This is a genomic window from Microbacterium sp. LWO12-1.2, from assembly GCF_040675875.1.
Taxonomy (GTDB): domain Bacteria; phylum Actinomycetota; class Actinomycetes; order Actinomycetales; family Microbacteriaceae; genus Microbacterium.
The window spans coordinates 2,681,007-2,697,219 of record NZ_JBEGII010000001.1; the positions used below are offsets into that span (position 1 = coordinate 2,681,007).

General features: G+C 70.1%; 16 protein-coding genes. 6 read left to right on the top strand and 10 right to left on the bottom strand.

What is annotated here, in order from left to right; genetic code table 11:
* Positions 1-36: 36 nt before the first annotated feature.
* Positions 37-372 carry a hypothetical protein gene (locus MRBLWO12_RS12900; protein WP_363556045.1) on the top strand — a complete coding sequence of 112 codons (336 nt, stop codon included), beginning with the start codon at positions 37-39 and terminating at the stop codon, positions 370-372.
* A 174-nt stretch (positions 373-546) separates the two neighbouring features.
* On the opposite strand, the gene rocD is transcribed toward MRBLWO12_RS12900, so the two are convergent.
* The 6 genes from rocD to MRBLWO12_RS12930 all read right to left on the bottom strand — a co-directional run bounded on the left by rocD (position 547) and on the right by MRBLWO12_RS12930 (position 8,399).
* Entirely contained in the window at positions 547-1,716 is a 1,170-nt protein-coding gene (gene rocD, locus MRBLWO12_RS12905; protein WP_363556047.1) for an ornithine--oxo-acid transaminase, read from the bottom strand.
* Between the two features lie 50 nt (positions 1,717-1,766).
* Positions 1,767-2,645 (bottom strand): dimethylargininase, encoded by an 879-nt coding sequence (gene ddaH, locus MRBLWO12_RS12910; RefSeq protein ID WP_363556049.1) that lies wholly within the window; start codon positions 2,643-2,645, stop codon positions 1,767-1,769.
* A gap of 158 nt (positions 2,646-2,803) precedes the next feature.
* A complete protein-coding gene (locus MRBLWO12_RS12915) occupies positions 2,804-3,802 on the bottom strand; it encodes an NAD(P)-dependent alcohol dehydrogenase (RefSeq protein ID WP_363556051.1) in 999 nt (332 codons plus the stop codon).
* A gap of 18 nt (positions 3,803-3,820) precedes the next feature.
* The gene (locus MRBLWO12_RS12920; RefSeq protein WP_363556053.1) at positions 3,821-4,036 is read right to left on the bottom strand and encodes a helix-turn-helix transcriptional regulator; all 216 of its coding nucleotides are present in this window, start codon (positions 4,034-4,036) and stop codon (positions 3,821-3,823) included.
* Positions 4,036-4,470, bottom strand: a complete 435-nt coding sequence (locus MRBLWO12_RS12925; RefSeq protein ID WP_363556055.1) for a hypothetical protein — start codon at positions 4,468-4,470, stop codon at positions 4,036-4,038. The genes MRBLWO12_RS12920 and MRBLWO12_RS12925 overlap by 1 nt, the downstream gene beginning before the upstream one ends.
* Positions 4,471-4,658: 188 nt before the next feature.
* Positions 4,659-8,399, bottom strand: coding sequence for a proline dehydrogenase family protein (locus MRBLWO12_RS12930; protein WP_363556057.1), 3,741 nt, complete (start codon positions 8,397-8,399; stop codon positions 4,659-4,661).
* A gap of 236 nt (positions 8,400-8,635) precedes the next feature.
* On the opposite strand from MRBLWO12_RS12930, the gene MRBLWO12_RS12935 reads away from it, so the two are divergent.
* The 4 genes from MRBLWO12_RS12935 to MRBLWO12_RS12950 are packed head-to-tail and all read left to right on the top strand — an operon-like array spanning position 8,636 to position 10,725.
* Positions 8,636-8,827: a hypothetical protein gene (locus tag MRBLWO12_RS12935; RefSeq protein WP_363556059.1), complete on the top strand. Its 192-nt coding sequence runs from the start codon at positions 8,636-8,638 to the stop codon at positions 8,825-8,827.
* 52 nt (positions 8,828-8,879) lie between these two features.
* Positions 8,880-9,575 (top strand): hypothetical protein, encoded by a 696-nt coding sequence (locus tag MRBLWO12_RS12940; RefSeq protein WP_363556061.1) that lies wholly within the window; start codon positions 8,880-8,882, stop codon positions 9,573-9,575.
* On the top strand, positions 9,572-10,135 hold the full coding sequence (locus MRBLWO12_RS12945) for a hypothetical protein (RefSeq protein WP_363556063.1): 564 nt from the start codon (positions 9,572-9,574) through the stop codon (positions 10,133-10,135). Before MRBLWO12_RS12940 ends, MRBLWO12_RS12945 begins: the two co-directional genes overlap by 4 nt.
* Positions 10,135-10,725, top strand: a complete 591-nt coding sequence (locus MRBLWO12_RS12950) for a hypothetical protein (RefSeq protein WP_363556065.1) — start codon at positions 10,135-10,137, stop codon at positions 10,723-10,725. Before MRBLWO12_RS12945 ends, MRBLWO12_RS12950 begins: the two co-directional genes overlap by 1 nt.
* Here the strand turns inward: MRBLWO12_RS12950 and MRBLWO12_RS12955 are convergent.
* Together MRBLWO12_RS12955 and MRBLWO12_RS12960 are read right to left on the bottom strand one after the other, a co-directional pair.
* On the bottom strand, positions 10,680-12,080 hold the full coding sequence (locus tag MRBLWO12_RS12955) for a hypothetical protein (RefSeq protein ID WP_363556067.1): 1,401 nt from the start codon (positions 12,078-12,080) through the stop codon (positions 10,680-10,682). The two genes, MRBLWO12_RS12950 and MRBLWO12_RS12955, sit on opposite strands and share 46 nt — an antisense overlap.
* 36 nt (positions 12,081-12,116) lie before the next feature.
* Positions 12,117-12,677: an acyl-CoA thioesterase gene (locus tag MRBLWO12_RS12960; RefSeq protein ID WP_363556069.1), complete on the bottom strand. Its 561-nt coding sequence runs from the start codon at positions 12,675-12,677 to the stop codon at positions 12,117-12,119.
* Positions 12,678-12,807: 130 nt separating this feature from the next.
* Here MRBLWO12_RS12960 and MRBLWO12_RS12965 point away from each other — a divergent pair, with 130 nt between their 5' ends.
* A complete protein-coding gene (locus MRBLWO12_RS12965) occupies positions 12,808-13,314 on the top strand; it encodes a GNAT family N-acetyltransferase (RefSeq protein ID WP_363556071.1) in 507 nt (168 codons plus the stop codon).
* Between the two features lie 124 nt (positions 13,315-13,438).
* Here the strand turns inward: MRBLWO12_RS12965 and MRBLWO12_RS12970 are convergent, their stop codons facing one another.
* Positions 13,439-15,238 carry a cytochrome b/b6 domain-containing protein gene (locus tag MRBLWO12_RS12970; protein WP_363556073.1) on the bottom strand — a complete coding sequence of 600 codons (1,800 nt, stop codon included), beginning with the start codon at positions 15,236-15,238 and terminating at the stop codon, positions 13,439-13,441.
* 2 nt (positions 15,239-15,240) lie between these two features.
* Entirely contained in the window at positions 15,241-16,212 is a 972-nt protein-coding gene (locus MRBLWO12_RS12975; protein ID WP_363556075.1) for an electron transfer flavoprotein subunit alpha/FixB family protein, read from the bottom strand.
* Position 16,213 lies beyond the last annotated feature (1 nt).

Below are 16,213 nucleotides of genomic sequence, written 5' to 3' on the forward strand. Positions count from 1 at the left end.
TGCTCGGCCCCGGCCTCACGGACGTACGTTCGCGTCATGACTGAGAACACCGACACCACACCGCACCCCCAGGACCCCGCCGAAGGGGCATCCGACGTCGACGGCACCGAGGAGCACGACCCGCAGGGCGGCAGCCAGGGCGGCGCGATCCAAGGCGACAGCTCGCACGGCGACTCCCCGCACGGCGCGATCCAGGGCGACGCGAGCCACGGCCACTCCCCCGACGGCGCCATCCAGGGCGACGCGAGCCGCGACGACGACACCCCGGCTCCGCTCGGCGGTGACGAGACGACCGAGCAGCAGCTGCAGGCCGACAACCCCGCCGAGGAGGAGACGCTCAAGCTGCTCGACCCCGACAACCCGCCGGCCTGAGTCCCTGCGCCGGCCTGCCCCCTGAACCGGCCTTCCTCCTGAACCGGCCTTCCTCCTGAACCGGCCTCCCGCTTTTCGGAGAATGTGAAGAATCGCGGAGGAATCCTCACGATTCGTCCGCGATTCTTGATCAGGGCCGAAAAAAGTTCAGCCGCCGGATGCCGGATGCCGGAACTACGCCCCGAGAACCACCCGCAGCTGTTCCACAGCCCAGTCGAGCTCGGTCGCGCGGATCACGAGCGGCGGCGCGATGCGGATGGTCTGCCCGTGCGTGTCCTTCACCAGGACCCCGCGGGCGAGCAGCTTCTCCGCGATCTCGCGGCCTGTCCCCTTCGCGGGGTCGATGTCGACGCCCGCCCAGAGTCCGGCGATGCGCACCGCCGTGACGCCGTGTCCGATGAGCGGCTGCAGCCCCTGGTCGAGGTGGGCGCCGAGGGCCCGGGCGCGCTCCTGGAACTCGCCCGACTCCAGCATCTCCACGACGCGCAGTCCGACGGCCGCGCCGAGCGGGTTGCCGCCGAAGGTCGAACCGTGCTCGCCGGGGCGGATGACCCCGAGCACATCCTCGTCGCCGACGACAGCCGACACCGGCAGGATGCCGCCGCCGAGGGCCTTGCCGAGCAGGTACAGGTCGGGCACCACGCCCTCGCGGTCGCACGCGAAGGTCTCGCCGACGCGGCCGAGTCCTGACTGGATCTCATCGGCGATGAACAGCACGTTCTTCTCGTCGCAGATCTCGCGGATGCGGCGCAGGTACCCCTCCGGCGGGATCACGACCCCGGCCTCGCCCTGGATCGGCTCGATCAGCACCGCGGCCGTGTCATCGGTGATGGCGGCGGCGATGGCATCCGCATCCCCGTAGGGCACGATGTCGAAACCGGGCGTGTAGGGGCCGAAGCCGTCACGCGCGGACTCGTCGTCGCTGAAGCTGATGATCGTGGTGGTGCGGCCGTGGAAGTTGCCGGCCGCGACGATGATGCGCGCGCGGCCGTCGGCGATGCCCTTGACCCGATAACCCCAGGCGCGCGCGACCTTGATGCCGGTCTCGACAGCCTCGGCCCCCGTGTTCATGGGCAGCACCAGATCCTTGCCGCAGAGCTTCGCGAGCGCGGCCGCGAACGGCTCGAGCCGGTCGCTCTCGAACGCACGGCTGGTGAGCGTGACCCGGCCGAGCTGCTCGGTGAGCGCGGCGACGAGCGCGGGATGCCGGTGCCCGAAGTTCACCGCGGAGTACGCGGCGAGCAGGTCGAGGTAGCGCTTGCCCTCGACATCCGTCACCCAGGCACCCTCACCGCGGGCGATGTTGACGCGCAGCGGGTGGTAGTTGTGCGCGACATGCGTCACGGCCGACCCGCCCTGGGTCGCTGAGCCTGTCGAAGCGCCCCCCACGCCGCTCACTCGGCGCCCCGCAGCTCGAGCGTGCAGCACTTGATGCCGCCGCCGCCGAGCAGCAGCTCGGAGAGGTCGACCATGATCGGGTTGTAGCCGCGCTCGCGCAGCTGCGCCTCGAAGCCCTTCGCGCGAGGAGAGATGACCACGTTGTAGCCGTCGCTCGCGGAGTTCAGCCCGAACACCGAGCCGTCCTCATCCGACACCAGGATCGCGTCGGGGAAGCGCTCCTCGAGGATCGCACGGCTCGCGTCGTCGAAGGCACCGGGGAGGTAGGCGATGTTGGCGCGCTCCGGACCGCCGTTCTCGACGCCCTGCACCGGGTCGAGCACGGCGATCGCGGTGTCGAGGTGGTAGAAGCGCGGGTCGACCAGGTTCAGTGACACGACCTCGCGGCCGAAGACCTCACCCACCTCACGGTGGCTGTCGCCGGTCGAGCGGAACCCGGTGCCGGCGAGGATGACATCGCCGACGAGCAGGAAATCGCCCTCGCCCTCGTTGACCTCTTCCGGGATGACGGTGTCGTAGCCGGCGCCGCGGAACCAGTCGGCGAACGCGGGGGCCTCACCGGCGCGCTCGACGAAACGGAACTTCGGCACGTAGGCGCGACCGTCGATCAGGAACCCGCCGTTGGCGGTGTAGACCATGTCGGGGTAGTCGGCCAGCGGCTCGATCAGCTCGACCTCGTGACCCAGCTCGAGGTACAGGTCGTGGAGCTTCTGCCACTGCGCGACCGCCTTGGCGGTGTCGGTCGGCTTCGTCGGCTCCATCCACGGGTTGATCGTGTAGCTGACGGTGAAGTGCTCGGGGCGGCACATCAGATAGCGGCGGTGGTGCGCGGTGCGGGTGGGTGCTGATGTGACGGTGGTCTCAGGCATCGACATGGGTGCTCCTCGAGGAACTGTTCCGGCGGACGCTGTCCAGGGGCCCGACGGTCCTTCGACCCGCCGCTCGTTCAGAGCCGGCTGCGGGGAAGATGCGACTCGGGCACGCCACGCTCCATTGTGTCATCCGCCCGCTGTGCGACGCCAGGGTGCCGCGGCTATGCGGCGCGCACGACGACCTTGCCGACCGTGTGACCGGCCTCGATGTGGGCGAGGGCGGCGGATGCCTCGTCGAACGCGTACTCGCGCTCGATCACCGGCACGATGCGCCCCTCGGCCGTCAGCTCGAGCAGGGTGCGCAGCACCTCGGGCCTGGTCGTGGCGGCGAGCGGACGGATGCGGCGGCGCGACCCGATCGACAGGAACGCGGCCTTCAACATCCGCGGCACGGGCCCGAGCACGTGTCCCCCGTCGCCGGTCGCCAGCGCAACGGTGCCACCGGGAGCTGTCAGGCGTTGCAGTTCGCGCAGCGGCATCCCTCCGGCGATATCGATGACTGCGTCGAAGTGCGCGGTGGGAAGCTCCGTGAGCGGATGCGTGCGGTGGTCGAGCGTGCGCACGGCGCCGAGCCGCTCGACCAGCGGGGCGTTGCGCGCGCCGCACGTGGCCCACACCTCGGCCCCTCGGAGCGCGGCCAGCTGCACGGCGAACGTGCCGACACCACCGGATGCCCCGATGATCAGCACGCGGGGCGCGGTCGCAGCTGTCAGTCCGACGCCGGCCAGGTCGAGCGCCTGCCACGCGGTGCCACCGGCGATCGGCAGGCAGGCGGCGGGCTCGGGGGCGACGTCGGTCGGCCGCGGCACCAGTCGGGATGCGGCGACCGTGGCGTAGGGCGCAAGCCCTCCGCCACCCGAGAGCTCGCCGATGACCTCTTCGCCGACCTCGGCGCCAACCACATCCGGCCCGACCGCGACGACCGTGCCGGCGACATCCATCCCCCGCACGGGGTACTTCGGACGCGTGAACCCGTAGATCGGACGCACGAGCAGGGGGTCGCCGAGCATCAGGCGCACATCCCCCGCATTCAGGGCGGTGGCGCGGATCTTCAGCAGCACCTCGCCGCGACGAGGGACGGGGACGGGGATCTGGGCGAGCGTCGTGCCGGCGGAGGGCCCGTAGGCCTCACCGCGCCAGGCGGACATCATCTCGGTCATGTCAGTGCTCTCGGTCTCTCAATGCTCGGGATACTGGAAGAGGTCGTCGAGTCCCACGCCGAAGGCGCGGGCGATCTGGAACGCGAGCTCGAGTGTCGGAGAGTACTTCTCCTGCTCGATCGCGATGAGGGTCTGCCTGGTCACCCCGACGGTGCGGGCGAGTTCAGCCTGCGTGAGGCCGGCAGCCTCCCGATGCTGGCGGATGCTGTTGGAGACGAGCGTGGGCTTGACCATCACACCAGGCCCCGGCGGTAGGCGATGACGCGGGCGATGCTGCCGACGAGGGCGGCGACCGCGAATCCGGCGTACATGGTGTTCGCGATCCAGAACACGTCGGCGCCCACCGCGCACAGCACGATCACCCCGAGCCCCGCGATCACCAGGAACGCCTGTTCGACACGTCCGCCCATGCGGCTGATGTCGCGGTCGCGGATGTCGGAGCGGCCCGCATCCTCGGGGTCTTTCGCCCGCGCGATGAGGCCCCAGACGATGCTCAGCACGATGGTCGCGACGATGCTCACGCCGATGACCCACAGCATGAGCGGGAACCAGTCGACGTCGGTCAGCGGCCCTCCGCCGGCCAGCTGGAACACCAGCACGACGTAGACGACCAACGAGATCGGGGTCAGGATGACTCCCGCCCAGGCGTTGCGCTCCTCGTAGACCATGACGACCTCCGTGTAAAGAATTATTGACACGCTCACTGTACGTCGCCGCAGTGATGCGTGTCAAGAATTCTTTACACGCGCCGCAACCTTCTTCCTGAGGGGTCAAGACACGCCGCGCGCCCGCCACGAGGCACGGCGTGTTCTGACCCCTCACGGCGGATGCGGGCGCGGGGGGCGGGGGCGGGGGCTCAGATCACGTCGCTGAAGGTGCGGTCGGGGTTGCCGTAGCGGTGCGCAGTGATGCTGATGGACTGCTCGTGCACGAACGGCAGCAGCTCGATGCGTCCGGCCGCCGTCACCTCGCCGTCGTACACGGCGAGGTCGGGGTCACCCTCGACCACGGCGGCGAGCACCGAGTGCAGCGCAGCGACCGTGGCCCGCGGGCCGACCAGACGCACCCGGTTCACCCGCGGCGCCGGAGCCGCGCCCGGCTCGACGGACTCCTCGCGGCGCAGCATCCGCTGCATCCACTCGTCGTCGCTCTCCAGGTGCACCGCGGCGTCGAGGTCTCCGAGCGCGTGGCGCACCCCGGCGGGGAGCCCGACCGGTGTCGACAGTGTGAAGCCGGCACCGGCTCGCACCGCGGCGATGACCGCGCGCAGCACGTCCTGTAGCGGGGCATCGGCGGCGGCGCGGATCTCGACGGGCAGCGGCCGATACCGGAACAGGTTCCGCTCGATCCCGAGCCGGGAGACGTCGCGCACCTGTCCGAACTCGCGGTCCCAGGCGAGGGCATCCGACAGAGCGGCGCGGCGCAGCCACTCGAACGACTCGTACTCCAGCGACGGCTGGGCGGACTCGATGAGCGCCGTGATCCGCGAGTCCAGACCGCGCAGGTGCAGGGTGCTGGATGCCGCGGCTCCGGGTTGCGAACGCCAGGTGCCCAGACCCATCAGGTAGTTCGGACCACCGGCCTTGGCACCGGGGCCGACCGACGAGCGCTTCCACCCGCCGAACGGCTGCCGCTGCACGATCGCGCCGGTGATGCCGCGGTTCACGTAGAGGTTGCCGGCCTGTACCCGATCGAGCCAGAACGCCAGCTCATCGGGGTTCTGCGTGTGCAGCCCCGCGGTCAGTCCGTAGGCGACCGCGTTCTGCATCTCGACAGCCCGCGCGAGGGTCGGCGCGTGCATGATCCCGAGCACCGGCCCGAAGAACTCCTCGGTGTGGAAACGCGATCCTGCCTGCACGCCGACGCGGATGCCCGGCCGCCACAGCCGCCCGCTCTCATCGTCGGCCGCCACGGCCGGTTCGATGAGCCACTGCTCGTCGCCCTCGAGGTCGTTCAGCGCCCAGGCCAGCTTGCCCTGCGGCTTCTCGATCACGGGTCCCACCTCGGCGAGGGGGTCGCTCGGCCAGCCCACGTGCAGCGAGCGCACGGCATCCGCGAGCTGTCGAGCGAACCGCTGCGACCGGCCGACCGGGCCGACGAGGATCGCGAGCGACGCCGCCGAGCACTTCTGCCCCGCGTGCCCGAACGCGCTCTTCACGAGATCGGCGACCGCCAGGTCGAGGTCGGCCGACGGAGTGATGATGATCGCGTTCTTGCCGCTGGTCTCGGCCAGCAGCGGCAGATCGGGGCGCCACGAGCGGAACAGCGCTGCGGTGTCCCACGAGCCGGTGAGGATGACGCGGTCGACGGCCTCATGCGTGATGAGCGCCTGGCCGAGGTCGCCCTCCTCGATATCGACGAGTGCCAGCACGTCACGCGGCACGCCGGCCTGCCACAGCGCCTCGGCGACGACGGCCGCACAGCGACGCGCCTGCGGTGCGGGCTTGAACACGACGCCGGATCCCGCGGCGAGCGCCGCCAGCACTCCACCCGCAGGGATCGCCACGGGGAAGTTCCACGGAGGGGCGACCACGGTCACCGCCGCCGGCACGAAGGCTGCCCCCGAGATCGCATCGAGCTCGCGGGCCTTGGCGGCGTAGTACCGGGCGAAGTCGACGGCCTCGCTGACTTCGACGTCGGCTTCGGCGAAGACCTTGCCGGTCTCGGATGCCGCGACCTCGATCAGCTCTCCACGGTGCGACTCGAGCGCGGCCGCCGCACGCAACAGCACTTCGGCACGCTCGACCGCGGGGCGCGAACCCCAGCTCGGTGCCGCATCCCGCACCTGGCGGACGAGCTCGTCCAACGTCTCGGGGTCGTCGATGCGGGAGAGCGCGAGGGTGTCGACGCCCGCGGTCGAGTCCGCGATGCGTGCGCGCACGTCCGCCGCCCACTCGCGGTTCGCCGCCAGGGCAGGGTCGGTGTCCGGCGCGTTCACGAAGCCGGGAGCGCCGCCGGCATCCGCATCCAGCTCGCGCGCCGAGTAGACCGCCGTCTCGAGGAAGGCTTCGCCGTCGGACCCACGCGAGATGCCGAGTACGGCCTTGGTGAGGTCCACCTCCGGTACAGGGGCGGCAGGCACAGGGCGCACCGCCTCGTGCATCGGGGCGAGACGGTTCTGGGTGCGCCGCGGCCCGCGCCAGAACGTCGGCTCCGTCGAGCGGTCCAGCGCGTCGAGGAAGCGGTCACGTTCCCGCACGAAGAGCGACTCGTCGTCGCCCAACCGGAGCGCGGCCGACAGGAAGTTGTCGGGCGACGCGCTCTCCTCGAGCCGCCGCACCAGGTAGCTGATGGCCACGTCGAACTCGGCCGGCGCGACCACCGGCACGTACAGCAGCACAGCCCCGACCTCTCGAGAGACCGCCTGCACCTGCCCCTGCGCCATGCCGAGCAGCATCTCGAATTCGATCCGGTCGCGCACACCGCGCTCGCCGGCGAGCAGCCAGGAGTAGGCGATGCCGAACAGGTTGTGGCCGGCGATGCCGAGGCGTACGGCAGCAGTGTTCTCGGGCTGCAGCGCCCAGTCGAGGCAGCGCAGGTAGTTCGCGTCGGTGTCGAGCTTGGTGTCGTAGGTCGCCGGCGTCCACCCGTGGAGCTTCGCCTCGACCTGCTCCATGGCGAGGTTCGCGCCCTTGACCAGACGCACCTTGATGGGGGCGCCGCCGTACTCGACGCGCTCGCGCGCCCACGCGGTGAGCTCCTGCAGTGCGGGCAACGCATCGGGCAGGTACGCCTGCAGCACGATGCCCGCCTCGAGCCCCTGCAACCTCGGATCCTCGAGGAGGCGCGTGAACACCGCGATCGTCAGGTCGAGGTCGCGGTACTCCTCCATGTCGAGATTGATGAACGTGGGCCCGCTCCCTGAGCCTGCTCCCCCCTGGGTCCCTGAGCCCGCTCCCCCCTGGGTCCCTGAGCCCGTCGAAGGGCCCGCCGCCGTCAGATACAGCGGCAGCAGGCGTGCGACGACCTGCTCGACGACCTCGTCGAACGCCCACATCGAGATGTGGCTCATGATCGCCGAGACCTTGACCGAGACGTAGTCGACGTCCGGACGTCGGATCAGTTCGTGGATGCCGTCGAGCCGGCGCTTCGCCTCGGCCTCGCCCAGCACGGCCTCGCCGAGCAGATTGAGGTTGAGGCGGACTCGGGCTCCCGAGCCGGTCGAAGGGTCGCGGAGCTTCGCGAGGGCAGGACCGAGCTTCGCCGGTCGCGCATCCACCACGAGGTGACCGACCATCTCGCGCAGCATCCTGCGGGCGATCGGCACGACGGGCGAGGGCAGCAGGGGCGCGACGCCGCCGCCGAGACGTACGGCTCCGCGCAGGTACCAGGGCAGGAAACCTGGCACGTCCGGGGCGATCCGGTGCAGCTGCGACGCTGCGGCGCCGAGGCTCTCTGGGCGCATCACACCGTCGACGAAGCCGAGGGTGAACGGCAGCCCTCCGGCATCCTGCAGGACTCCGGCCAGCCGCTCGGCGGCGGGGTCGACCTCGACGGCGCCGGCCTCGATCACCCAGCGACGAGCGAGATCGACGGCGCGCTCCGCGAGGGGTTCGGATGCCCCGGCATCAGAGGAGGATGACGACGACTCGACCATGGGCCCAGCCTAGGACTCGAACCGCTCCGGATCCGCGAGCGGAGCCGCGTATCGAGCGGATGACGAGAACAGTGCCGGTCGACGGATATCCCCACCCCTAGGGATACCGCGGTGATCCGCGGGTTCGTAGCCTTTTCTGAGACGCCGGAGAGTCCGTTCAGGCGGCGACAACCCCTCCGCTGCACAGCCCTCCATTGCGGTTCGGCGAGTCACGATGACGCGATCACAGGGGAACCATGACTGACGGCACGAGCAGACGGATGACAGGCGAGACAGACGACTCCGCAGGGGCGGCGCCCGGACTCCGCAGACGCACGACTGTCCGCGCCGCAGCCTGGTCGCTACCCATCATCGCCGCGGCAGTCGCGATGTCGCAGAACGAGGAGAGCGCCGACGAGGACGTCTGGATCGTCCCCCGCGCGCTCTGACGGAGCTCGCGCGGCCTCGATCTTGCGGTAGGCGCCGCTCTAAGCTGTTGCCGTGACCACGACACCGCCGGAGAGCAGCGCCCCCTCCGGCGACTCCGCTGCGGTGACCGCCGCCAACGCCGGGGCGCGCGCCAGGGTGCTCGGCTGGGCGCGACGCAGCATCGACCTGATCCCTACGTCCTGGCTCCTCACCGCAGGCGGCGCAGTGCTCCTGGCGACCACGGCGCTCTTCGGGGGCCTGGAAGCCGCGGCCGTCGATCCGCTGCCGGAGCTCGCGGCCGGCGACACGTTCGCCGGGTCGGACCTCGAGATGACGGTCGTGGGGGTCGAGCTACGTGGCGACCATGGCAACACCTCCCTGTACCCCGACGAGGAGAAGGACGAGCGAGTTCTCGTGGTGACCGTCGACGTGGTCAACACCTTCCCGACCCCGCGAATGTCGGTCTCCGGCGGCACGCCGTCGCCGATGCTCAACGGCATCCACGTCGAGGGCATCGACGAGCCGGCATCGGTCTCGCGCGCCGACGACGGCCGCGGCTCCCCCGTGCTCCAACCCGACGTGCCCGCCCGCCTCCTCGTCGCCTGGATCGTCGGCCCCGACGACTTCCGTGACGGCGAGGAGGTCACCCTGACCCTGCCCGCTTCCACGCACTACGTCGGGCAGAGCGTGATGCGCGGCGACTACTGGGATGACGTCCGCGTCGGTGCGACCGTGACGACGACGATCCAGGAGGTGACCGCGCCATGAGGAAGCACGTCCTGGTATGGCTTCTCACGGTCGCGCTCCTCGTCGTCGCGTGGGGCGTATCCAAGGTGACACTGCCGGACGACTCGACGATCGCGAACTTCCCCGTCGCGGCGACGCTCGGTGAGCAGGCCGCCACCCGCAACCTCGCCGCCACCGTCACCGACGTGCGGTTCGCTCATCGGGTGACGGATGCCAAGGGATGGAGTGCGGAGGGATCCTGGCTCGTCGTCGATCTCGAGGCCGCATCCGTCGTCACGCAGGAGCTGAGCACGCTCACCTTCGCACAACTGGTCATCGGCGACCGCACCTTCAGCGCCACCGACCGGGGCACCACGTTCCTCGCGCAGCGACTGATCACGGGTGTCCCCCGCTCCGGGAGCCTCGCATTCGAATTGCCGGACGACGCCCTCACCGGCAGCGCCACGCTCCGCCTGGGCGTGCCGAGCGGAGCACCAGGGGCCGAGGTGCTGCTCGACGGCGTGATCGAGCTCCCCGTTCTGCTCGATGACCTGCCCGTCGACGCCGAGGTGCTCTTGGATGAGAACGGCTGGGCCCGCTGATGACGATTCCCGTGCCACCTGCACCGCCCACACCCCCGGCGCCCGCCGACGAGCCCGCGAAGCCTGCCTCCTGGTGGCGCAGCAACCGGCTGGCACTGGTCGCTCTCGCCGTGCTCGCCCCGGCGACCGTGCTGGGCGTCGGCTGGCACGAGTGGTACCAGTACTACGGGTACGGCGCGCGTCCGTTCATCCCCGTCACTGTCGCCGAAGACGAGTCCGCCGAGCTGGCCGGAGCCACCTGGGGTCCGGTGCGCGGCGGCGAGCTGGACGACATCACCGGCCTCGACGTGCCGGCCGGCGCCACGGTGATCGCGGTCGGCGTTCCGGTCGACCCCGAGGCGGAGGGCGTCGGCTGCATGAGTCCGGTGCTGGTCGATCAGCAGACGGGACGGGAGTGGCAGCCGGCGCGCACCGAGATCGGGTTGTCCTCGCATCCGGACGAACCGGAGATCTGCGTATCGGGCACCGCGGCTCCCTACGAGCTGATCCTGCCGTTCGTCGTGCCGGATGACGTCGAGGGCCCGTTCTGGGTCGACATCGCCCCCTATAGGGCCGGCGGGTCCTTCGTGAGATTCTCGCTCGAGCGCTGACCGCCGACGACATCCCTCGGCGGAGCTGAGACGACAGCCGCAGCGACGGCATCGACCGACGACGGCAGCAGGCCGGCAGCATCCGCCACGGCGCGCACCTCGGCCTCAGCGGGCGAGAGGCCGGCGTCGTCGGAACGCACCTGCTGCTTGCGGCGCAGCCGACCGAGGGTCGCGTCGTAGGCCCCACTGATCACGGCGATGCGCACCGGCTCCATCAGCAGCAGCGGCACGAGCGAGACGAGGGGCGTGGCGATGGCCCAGAAGAAGTAGTCCTGCGGGCCGATCCAGCGTGTGACGCCGAAGGCGAGGTACGACTCCGCCGCTTTCACGATCACGTAGAGCAGCGCATACGAGGCGACCAGCAGAGGGCCGGCGCGCCACATCAGCAGCAGTGCGCGTCCGATCGGGCGGAAGCGGGCGCCGAGCTCGTCGCCGAGGTCCTTCAACCGCCGCACCAGGGGGTTCGGGATCACTGCTGCATGCTCACGGATGCGGGCGACCAGTTCGCTCTCCACCCGGAGCTTCTCGGCGACGATCGCCTGTCCGAACACGACTCCGGCGATGGTGAGCCAGGCGAGGGGTGCGATCAGCACGGGCCCGGCCTCCGAGAGCACCCATCCGATGCCGTCCCACAGCCAGCGCAGCGGCGCGATCGCGTCGAGGACCTGTTCGCGCACCGTCTCGAGGAACGCCATCGCGGCACGACTGTCGACCCACGCCTTGATCGTGTCGAAGATGTCGCCCAGCAGGAGCACCGAGAAGAAGACCCAGACGACCTCGAAGTAGACCGCGACCGGCGACAGCCAGGAGGCCAGTTTCGACGACCATTTCGACCACGCCCACCGGCCGGCGAACGCGAGCACGATGATCGCGACGGTCCAGACGTTCAGAGGCAGGTTGAGCACCGTGTCCTGATCGCTGAGCGGAGGCTCTCCGTTGACACCGGCCACCTGGCTGAGGCTGCGCCGCACGTCGAGTGCGCGCGACGAGTACGCCCGCACGTCCTCGCCCAGGAGCCCCTGCGCCCAGTAGACCGCGAAGAACGGGAGGATGCCGGTGAGCAGCGCCGAGAGGAACGTGCGCCGCCGATCGACGGCTGATTCCGGGAGCGGAGCCACCTCCTGCAGATTGCGGAGCCCGTCGCGCAGCACCAGGAACATCGCGACGAGGCTGACCAGTCGCGCGAGGATGGCGAGCGGGAGCACCAGGAACCCGAGTGTGGCAGAGGTCGCGCCGATGGTTCCGGCGACCTGGGTGATCGCGTAGTGCACCAGCACACCGGCCAGGTACCACGCCATCAGCGCAGGCCAGTGCCGCCACAGCACTCGACCCGCGGTCGTCAGGATTGCCAGCACTCGCCTAAGTTATCGCGCCGGATGACTTCGTGCGGATCAGTTCCAGACGCTCGGCGCCGCGCTGCGCGTCGGCGGGAGGGCGGATGCCGCCGCCCAGTCGTGGATCCACTCGTCGATCTCCGGCAGCCCCTCCGGCTTGCCGAGCGCGCCGAACAGCTCGTCGTGCGACACCGTGCCGCCGGTGCGGCGCAGCATCCGCGCCCGCACGATGACCTTGGCGTAGACCTCGCCGTCCACGACGGCTCGGTGCTCCAGGAACAGCGCCTTCTCGTCATGACCGACGAATCGCGACTGCACGTCGAAGCGCTGCCACAGCTCGAGAGATTTGCGGAAGGTGACGGTCTCACTGGAGACGACCGCGTACCATCCCCGCTCGTTCATCGCGTCGAACAGGCCGGTGCGGATCAGCAGGTCCCAGCGCCCGAGGTCGAACAGCGAGAGATAGCGGCCGTTGTTCATGTGGCGCAGGATGTCGATGTCGGTCGGGAGGGTCGTCAGACGGATGCTGCCGACGGCGTTCGGATCGAGGGTCTTGCCCCGTCGTACGCGGCGCCGAGCGCCGAGGATCACCAGGAGAGTGCGCCAGATCACGTTCACGAGGATCGATCGTAGCCAGAAGCGCATGGTTCGCGAGTACCGTTGTCGGAAACCTCCAGCACGCACAAGAGCGGGTCATACGGCATCCGCTCGATTTCCTGATCGCGGAAGCCACGCGTAGAGTCGCCGCATGAGCGCCGAAGCCCAGTCTGAAGTCATCGTCCGCCCGGTCCGTGATGTGGATGCGGAAGCCCTTGGTCGCGTGCACGCCCAGTGCTGGCACGAGACCTACGACCACCTGATCAGCAAGGCCGCGCTCGAGAAGGTGTCCCCCCGCCGCATGGCGGAGTTGTGGACGCACTGGGCTTCTCAGGGCCCGGACTTCAAGATGAACGCCGCGCTCGTCGACGGCGAGATCGTCGGCTTCGCCGGCTCCGGTCCCGCCCGCGACAAGGATGCTCCCGCGCTCCGCGAGCTGTACTTCATCTACCTGCTCGACGCCTGGCACTCCACGGGTATCGGCCAGAAGCTGTTCGACGCCACGGTCGAGAAGGACGAGCCGCTGTACCTGTGGGTCGCCGAGGACAACCCCCGCGCGCACCGCTTCTACACGCGCAACGGCTTCACCCTCGACGGTGCGCAGCACACCGAGCCGTTCCTGGGCGAGACGCTGACCGAGGTGCGCTTCACCCGCTGACCCGCTTCGCGGGGTCCGTGTCACCGAGACCCACCCGTAACGCCGAGACCCACCACCGCAGACGTCTGCGGTGGTGGGTCTCGGCGTTGGTAGTGGGTCTCGGCGCGTGGCTGACGCGCAGGGCTCAGCGGCCGGAGACGGTGCCCATGGTCTTGGCGATCGGCGCGAGCACGAGTGGCCGCGCGGCGAACCATGCACCGGCGATCACCACAAGGGATGCCACGAACACCCAGAACCCGGTCCACGTGACGGCATCCTGCGAGGCGTACATGTGGTTGAGGTTGCGCAGGAACCCGGTCAGCATCACCAGCGCCACGTGGGCGATGATGAACGCCACGAAGTACAGCATCACCGGGAAGTGCAGGGCGCGAGCCCACTCCACCGGGTACGCCTTCGACAAGCGCTCGGCCTTCTTGGGCCACATGCCCGACATGCGGAAACCGGTGACCGCCGCGAGCGGGGCGGCCACGAACACGGTCGTGAAGTACGCGAGCTGCTGCAGGCTGTTGTAGTTGTTCCAGCCGTTCTCATGCGGCCAGTCGAACGACACGTACTGCAGCGCCGCCGACAGCGCGTTCGGGAAGACCTCCCAGCTGGTCGGCACGATGCGCACCCAGTGCCCGGTGACGATCAGCAGCACCACGAAGATCACTCCGTTGACGAGCCACAGGATGTCGAGCGCCTGGTGGAACCACAGCGTCAGGCTGATCTTGCCCTTGGGGTTGTTCCGCGGCGACCAGAAGACGGTCGGCCGCTTCTCACTGCGCACCCGCAGACCGGAGCGGATGATCAACACCATCAGGAACACGTTGAAGAAGTGCTGCCAGCCGACCCACGGAGCGAACCCGGGAGCCACTGCGATCGCCGGCTCGTACTCGCCGGGGAAGGCCGCGAGGAAGTCCTGCATGAACGGGAAGCTCAGCAGCGTGCGCACGAACGCGATCGCGGCCCCGGCGAGCACGCCGAGAGCGGCGGCCCCCATGAGCACGGCGATCGCCTGCGGCCACGTCGGACGACGACGAGCGGATGCCGGTGCCTGCGCCGGCACGACAGGGAGATGCCGCGGAGCACTGCCGTTCCACACGGTGCGCGCGCCGCGCAACGGGGTGTCGATGTCGGCAGCGAGCACGCTCGTGCGGGCTGCGGGGACGGTCGCGATCTCGGTCGAAGGGCCGTCGACCACAGGCTGGGTCCCTGAGACGGTCTCCCCCTGGGTCTCTGACCTTGTCTCCCCCTGGGTCCCTGAGCCTGTCTCCCCCTGGGTCCCTGAGCCTGTCTCCCCCTGGGTCCCTGAGCCTGTCTCCCCCTGGGTCCCTGAGACTGTCGAAGGGCCGTCCACGGATGCGGACACGGCGGGCAGCGTTCCGGCTGGAGGCCACGGGTCGCCGCCCACCACACGAGGGAGCCCGCGGCGCACCGCGAAAGCACCGGCAGCAGCCGGCGGCATCGCCGATGCGGCTGCAGACCGCTCGGGTTCGGCCTGAGCGACCACCGCGTCGGGGGCTGCGTCCGAAACCGTCGCTGATGTCGAGGTCGAACCTGCAGTCGAGGCGGACGCAGCGGCCGCCGCAACGGGCACGGCTTTCGCCGTGGCTCCGGCGGGTGGCCACGCGTCACCTCCGGGAACCCGCGGGAGGCCTCGGCGGATGTGCGCGCTGACGTGCGGGGATGCGGACGCTTCGACAGGCTCAGCGACCCACTCAGACTCAGCGACCCGCTCAGGCTCGGCAGCCGACACAGACTCAACGGCCACCCCGGGCTCGGCGGCCGACACGGGCTCGGCGACAGAGACCTGGGTCCCTGAGCTTGTCGAAGGGCCCGCGACCGCGACATCGGCGGCCGCGTCCTCGACCTCCACGGCAGGGGGCCACGGATCCCCGCCCGCCACGCGCGGTAGCCCGCGCCTCAGCATCCGCGACGCCATGTCTACTTCTTCCGCGCCTCGAGGGCGGCGATCACCTGGGGCACGACCGTGAACAGGTCACCGACGATGCCGAAGTCGGCCACGTCGAAGATCGGCGCCTCGCCGTCCTTGTTGATCGCGACGATGGTCTTGGAGGTCTGCATGCCCGCGCGGTGCTGGATCGCGCCGGAGATGCCGAGGGCGACATACAGCTGCGGCGACACCGAGACGCCGGTCTGCCCGACCTGGTGCGACTGGGGGATGTAGCCCGCATCGACCGCGGCACGGGAGGCTCCGACCGCGGCGCCGAGCGCATCGGCGAGTTCCTCGACCAGCACGAACTTCTCCTTCGAGGCGAGGCCGCGACCGCCCGAGACGACCCGGGTCGCTCCGCGCAGCTCTGGTCGCGAGGAGGCGACCTCGACCGCTTCGACCGCACCGGCCGTGGCGGCGACGGCTCCGGACGGGGTGACCTCGATCGCCTCGACGGTCGGAGAGTCGACGGCATCCGCCCTGGCATCCACCGCACCCTGGCGCACCGTGATCACGGGCACACCGAAGGTCGGCGCGGAGTCCACGAGGTAGGCGCCGCCGTACACCGAGTGGTGGGCGACGATGCCCTCGTCGTCGCGCGAGAGTCCGATCGCGTCGACCGAGAGCGCGTTCTTCGTGCGCACGGCGAAGCGTCCGGCGACGTCGCGACCGGAGATCGAGTTCGAGATCAGCACGGCATCCGGTCCGACGCGGTCGAACGCCGCCTGCAGGGCATCGACGATCGGCACGGTCAGCGCCGTCTCATCACCCTCGGCGGTGAGCACCAGTGCAGCGCCCGCGGCCGCGGCCTGATCCACAGCGGCCTGCGTGCCGCCGACGATGAGCGCGACCGGGGAGCCGACCGTGGAGGCGGCACCGATCAGCGCAACCGTGCTGCTCGCGGCATTCCCAGCGGGGTCGACATCGACCAGCACCAGGATCGGGTTCTCGGGAGTCGTCATC

Coding starts and splice junctions, on each gene's coding strand:
- MRBLWO12_RS12900 (WP_363556045.1), top strand. CDS start 37: ATGACTGAGAACACCGACACCACACCGCACCCCCAGGACCCCGCCGAA.
- ddaH (WP_363556049.1), bottom strand. CDS start 2,645: ATGTCGATGCCTGAGACCACCGTCACATCAGCACCCACCCGCACCGCG.
- MRBLWO12_RS12915 (WP_363556051.1), bottom strand. CDS start 3,802: ATGACCGAGATGATGTCCGCCTGGCGCGGTGAGGCCTACGGGCCCTCC.
- MRBLWO12_RS12920 (WP_363556053.1), bottom strand. CDS start 4,036: ATGGTCAAGCCCACGCTCGTCTCCAACAGCATCCGCCAGCATCGGGAG.
- MRBLWO12_RS12925 (WP_363556055.1), bottom strand. CDS start 4,470: ATGGTCTACGAGGAGCGCAACGCCTGGGCGGGAGTCATCCTGACCCCG.
- MRBLWO12_RS12930 (WP_363556057.1), bottom strand. CDS start 8,399: ATGGTCGAGTCGTCGTCATCCTCCTCTGATGCCGGGGCATCCGAACCC.
- MRBLWO12_RS12935 (WP_363556059.1), top strand. CDS start 8,636: ATGACTGACGGCACGAGCAGACGGATGACAGGCGAGACAGACGACTCC.
- MRBLWO12_RS12945 (WP_363556063.1), top strand. CDS start 9,572: ATGAGGAAGCACGTCCTGGTATGGCTTCTCACGGTCGCGCTCCTCGTC.
- MRBLWO12_RS12950 (WP_363556065.1), top strand. CDS start 10,135: ATGACGATTCCCGTGCCACCTGCACCGCCCACACCCCCGGCGCCCGCC.
- MRBLWO12_RS12965 (WP_363556071.1), top strand. CDS start 12,808: ATGAGCGCCGAAGCCCAGTCTGAAGTCATCGTCCGCCCGGTCCGTGAT.
- MRBLWO12_RS12970 (WP_363556073.1), bottom strand. CDS start 15,238: ATGGCGTCGCGGATGCTGAGGCGCGGGCTACCGCGCGTGGCGGGCGGG.
- MRBLWO12_RS12975 (WP_363556075.1), bottom strand. CDS start 16,212: ATGACGACTCCCGAGAACCCGATCCTGGTGCTGGTCGATGTCGACCCC.